A 2449-nucleotide genomic window follows, 5' to 3' on the forward strand; every position below is an offset into this window, starting at 1 on the left:
GTACGTCCAGTACGAGGACTTCCGGCCGGCACGCCGATAGCACGCACCGGACGCCGCTCCTTGACGGGCAAAAGTTGCCTGACGCGGCACTAGGTAGTGGGTACTGCCGCCTCGACAGCATCGTCCGGGCCGAGTTGGCGCGGTACGGCGTGGAAGGACGGCGGCGTGCTGGCCTTCAGCAGCTCCTGGACGTTGGCTAGGAGTTGGACGAGCAGCAAGGGCGGATTGTCTTCCGCGCTGCTGGCGGCTTCCCGGTAGGTGGGGGCGTTCTTGCCGGGGAATCCCTCGCCGGAGTCGATCAGCTGCTTGAGTCTCCTGGACCATGCGGGCCAGGCACCCTTGAGGTACTCCTCCAAGTTGTCGTCGAAGACGGTGTAGGTCGAGGTGGACACTGACTCCGGCCAGGGGACCCGCCTCTGCGCGCCCAGATATCCGAGCAGGTCCACGTTCATCCGGGCCGCGTCGTCGGCCGCCGCGGTGATCTTCTTCTTGGCTTGGAAGTAGTCGTCGCCCTCCCGTCCTTGGATCGAGGCCAGTTTCCGCTCCTCCATACCGCAGTCACCGTCGAAGACGACGTAGCAGGGCACTCCGAGGGCGGTGAGGATGGCGTGGCAGAGAATCAGGTTGTTCTTGCCGCTGACGTGAATCACGCTGACGCCCTGGGCGGCGAGGCCCAGGTTCATGTTCTGGGCGCAGCCGGTGATCAGGCCGCCGTCGGTATCTCCCTCCACGAGCACGGCGGCCAGGGCGAAGAAGCCCTCGGCGAGGGTGTCGGTGCAGCGGAGGCCGGCGTGGCGACGCACGCTGTCCGGCTTCACGTAACCGGCGAGCGCCTCGCAGAGGTCGTCCACGGTGACCTGGCTGGTATGGGTCGTGGGGTGGTTGTCGACGAAGTCCCGGCGAAGCCGGCGTACTTGGTGGAATGCGCGGTGGTCCACGAAGACGGTGCTGTGGGTGGCGTACGTGACCTGGACCCGGCTTCCCTTGGCGGTGGCGAGGTCGCGCAGGACGTCGGCGAAGATCCTCGCCTGCGCGGGGTGTTGGAAGAGTTCGGGCTCCTCAATGGCCAGACACAGGGTGCGCGTCTCCTGGCTGGGCCGCCTGGTCTCGGCGAGGAGCTTGAGGGCGGCGATGATCAGCGCGCGCTGGAAGCCGTGGCCCTGGCGGCTGACGGAAGTCTCGGCGGCGCCGTCCCAGATACTGACCTTGAAGCTGGTCCTGGCCGGCTTCGGCGCGTGGACGACTGGTGCGAGCGCGATCCCGCGTCCCGTCGTGAACTGTGCGAGCTCTCGCGAGAGCGCACCCGAAATCCTCTTGAGGACCGGCTTGTACGCCTCGTTCTGGATCTTCAGGCGCTCCTCGTGGGCAGATTTCTCGAGTTCGCCGAGTGCTGCGATCTCCTGGGTCCGGTTCACCGCGTGGTCGAGGATGCGGCCCAGCGCGGAGGCCTTCTGGTCGTCGGCCTCCTCCGCGGCGCGCAGGTCGGCCGAGACAAAGACGAAGTCGATCAGCTCGGCGAGTTTGCTCTGGCCCGCGAAGCCGAAGAAGTGGGTGCCGTTGCGCTCGGTGGGGACGAGCCGGTCGCGATGCTCACGCTCCCATGTCAAAAGCGCCTCCATTACGGCGGCCTCGGAGCCCGCGGACGGCAGCTCCAGGTCCGGCTGCTGATCGCGCAGCTCCCCGTACGCCTTGCGTTTGGCCATCGCGGTCGGCGCACCCCTGACGGCTTCGAATTGCGGGAAGGCAAGCGCCCTTCCGCTGATCTTGTCCTCGCCGTCCTCCCAGGTGCGCCACACGATCACCGTGTCGCTCTCGGGCGGGGCGTAGCTGCCCAGCACGCCCCGGTCGTACTCGGTAAGGTCGTTGAACTCGACCTCGACGGTGATCCGGCGGCTGTCAGCCGCGGAGTGGAGATCATGCTCGTCCAGTGAGAGCGTCTTCTCCCCGTTGAAGAACCAGTCGAGCGCACGCAGGACGGTGGACTTCCCCGCGCCGGTCGGCCCGATGAAGCACGTCGTCGCATCGAATTCGATGTCCACCTCCCGCAAGCTGCGGAAGTTCTGGATGCGTGCTCGCTTGATCTTCATCGTTACCTTGTGGCGTGCGAGGGCGGTGGGACGGTCGACGATCTGCGACGTATGGGAATGGTAGTAGCCGACGTGTCCGGAGGTCAGCGAAATAGCAGTTGGTGCGGCGGCACTACGAGCGTGGTGATTGCAGTAGTGAGCACACCAGCAGCGGTCAGAGGCACCATCGCGGAGTGTGGGCGCGACGGCCGCGGGTCGGACGCCCGACCGGCGCGCCCACACGTGTTCACTACCGGGACCTCTGCGCTGGCTGCTTCACGAAGTTCGGCTCAGGCGTCGATGCGGGAGCGGTCCAGGGTGGCCGCGGAGTCGACGATGAACTCCTTGCGCGGGGCGACGTCGTTGCCCATCAGCAGGTCGAA

Annotated in this window: 1 protein-coding gene; it reads right to left on the minus strand. The window is 66.6% G+C overall.

Annotation, left to right across the window (positions count from 1 at the left end; genetic code table 11):
* Nucleotides 1-89: 89 nt before the first annotated feature.
* Nucleotides 90-2087, minus strand: a complete 1998-nt coding sequence (locus tag ACFVVX_RS37900; RefSeq protein WP_387952722.1) for an AAA family ATPase — start codon at nucleotides 2085-2087, stop codon at nucleotides 90-92.
* Nucleotides 2088-2449 lie beyond the last annotated feature (362 nt).

The organism is Kitasatospora sp. NPDC058170, from assembly GCF_042883905.1.
GTDB lineage: Bacteria > Actinomycetota > Actinomycetes > Streptomycetales > Streptomycetaceae > Kitasatospora.

Excerpts from the sequence above, each read along its gene's own strand:
- ACFVVX_RS37900 (WP_387952722.1), bottom strand. The coding sequence starts at position 2,087 with ATGAAGATCAAGCGAGCACGCATCCAGAACTTCCGCAGCTTGCGGGAG.